Origin of the sequence: Microcystis sp. BLCC-F209, assembly GCF_041928595.1 — a bacterium.
Classification (GTDB): domain Bacteria; phylum Cyanobacteriota; class Cyanobacteriia; order Cyanobacteriales; family Microcystaceae; genus Microcystis.
Map to the genome: position 1 here is coordinate 1 of NZ_JBHFLL010000124.1, position 2,030 is coordinate 2,030.

The 2,030-nt window shown below is 38.1% G+C and carries 1 protein-coding gene; it reads left to right on the top strand.

The features are described 5' to 3' along the window. Window positions 1-143: 143 nt before the first annotated feature. Window positions 144-1,691, top strand: coding sequence for an FAD-dependent oxidoreductase (locus ACE1AQ_RS07935; protein ID WP_008205192.1), 1,548 nt, complete (start codon window positions 144-146; stop codon window positions 1,689-1,691). Window positions 1,692-2,030: the final 339 nt, after the last annotated feature.

Here is a 2,030-nt window from a genome sequence, read left to right on the forward strand (position 1 = left end):
ATAACTGATAACTGATAACTGATAACTGATAACTGATAACTGATAACTGATAACTGATAACTGATAACTGATAACTGATAACTGATAACTGATAACTGATAACTGATAACTGATAACTGATAACTGATAACTGATATAAGATTATGTCTTTAGTTGCATCTTTACTCGATCGAGTATCTCCTCAGAGTTTACAACAATTGCGGGCCAGCGATCGAGCTTGGCAAGCTTTGCGTTTAGAAAATCCAGTTATTCCCACGGTAATTAATCAAAGTCAAGAATCTTTAGGAGAGACGGATTTTGATCTAGTTATTGCCGGGGGAACTTTGGGAATTTTCATCGGGGCTGCTTTGCAAACTAGGGGCTGGCGTGTGGCATTATTAGAAAGAGGTATTCTGCGCGGTCGTGAGCAGGAGTGGAATATTTCACGTTTAGAATTAAGCAGTTTTTTAGAGTTAGATTTATTGACCGAAGCTGAATTAAATCAATCGATAGCGACGGAATATAATCCTGGGAGGGTGGGATTTTATCAAGGTTATGAACTTTGGGTCAGAGATATTTTAAATATTGGTGTTGATCCGGTTTATTTGCTAGAGACTTTAAAAACTAAGTTTTTGCAAGCGGGAGGAAAGTTATTAGAAAATTCGGGGTTTAGTGGGGCGATTATTCATCCCGATGGCGTAATGGTTAAAACGGGAGAAATGACTTTAAAAACCCGTTTATTAATCGATGCCATGGGTCATTTTTCGCCAATTGCAAAACAGGCAAGAAAAGGAGAAAAACCCGATGGAGTTTGTTTAGTGGTGGGTAGTTGCGGTCAGGGTTTTCCCAGTAATGAAACTGGTGATTTGATTTATTCTTTTACCCCAATCTTGCACCAATGTCAATACTTTTGGGAAGCATTTCCCGCTAGGGATGGTCGGACAACTTATTTATTTACCTATCTTGATACCCATCCCGATCGCTTTAGTTTAGAATTTTTGATGGAGGAGTATTTAAGATTGCTGCCAGAGTATCAAAAGGTGGATTTAGAAGCGGTAAACTTTCAGCGTTTTCTAGCGGGTTTTTTCCCGGCCTATCGTCAAAGTCCTTTAAAAATGCCTTGGTCAAGAATTCTGGCAGTGGGAGATAGTAGCGGTAGTCAATCTCCGGTAAGTTTTGGTGGTTTTGGGGCAATGGTTAGGCATTTAAAAAGGCTAACTTTTGCCATCGAGGAAGCTTTACAAATCGATGCTTTAAACCGAGAAGATTTAGCCCTTTTACAACCTTATCAACCGAATATATCGGTAACATGGCTATTTCAAAAAACCATGAGTGTCCCGATGTCTGCTAACCCTAATCCCAATCAAATTAATGACTTAATGAGTGGAGTTTTTCGGGTAATGGATAAGTTGGGAGATGAGGTCTTAAAACCGTTTTTACAGGATGTGGTGCAGTTTTCTTCCCTCTCAAAAACTTTGCCTTTGGTTAATCCTCAATTAGTTTTACCGATGATTCCGCAAGTGGGTATCAGTCCTTTTATCGATTGGACGGGACATTATTTTAATTTAGGTTTGTATAGTGGTTTATATCCCTTAGCAACCACCTTAAAACCTATTTTAGAAAAGTTACCCGACAGGCAAAAATATCTTTATCATCGTTATTTAGATAGTTGGAAATATGGCTCTGGGGGAGATTTTATCAGTAATCAGTGATCAGTGATCAGTAAACAGTGAACAGTGAACTGATTACTGATAGGGTAGATCTCTTATTGGTGACATTCTCTCACATATTGGTGAGCAGCAGAAGTTATACTAAATCCCTTGAGTATAGGCTACATATCAGGACAGGCACTCATGCAAGAGGCAAGAGGCAAAAGCGGGGATAAATAATTAGTCTTTAATAACAGGATTTAGTATGATAACTGATAACTGATAACTGATAACTGATAACTGATAACTGATAACTGATAACTGATAACTGATAACTGATAACTGATAACTGATAACTGATAACTGATAACTGATAACTGATAACTGATAACTGATAACTGA

Coding starts and splice junctions, on each gene's coding strand:
- ACE1AQ_RS07935 (WP_008205192.1), top strand. CDS start 144: ATGTCTTTAGTTGCATCTTTACTCGATCGAGTATCTCCTCAGAGTTTA.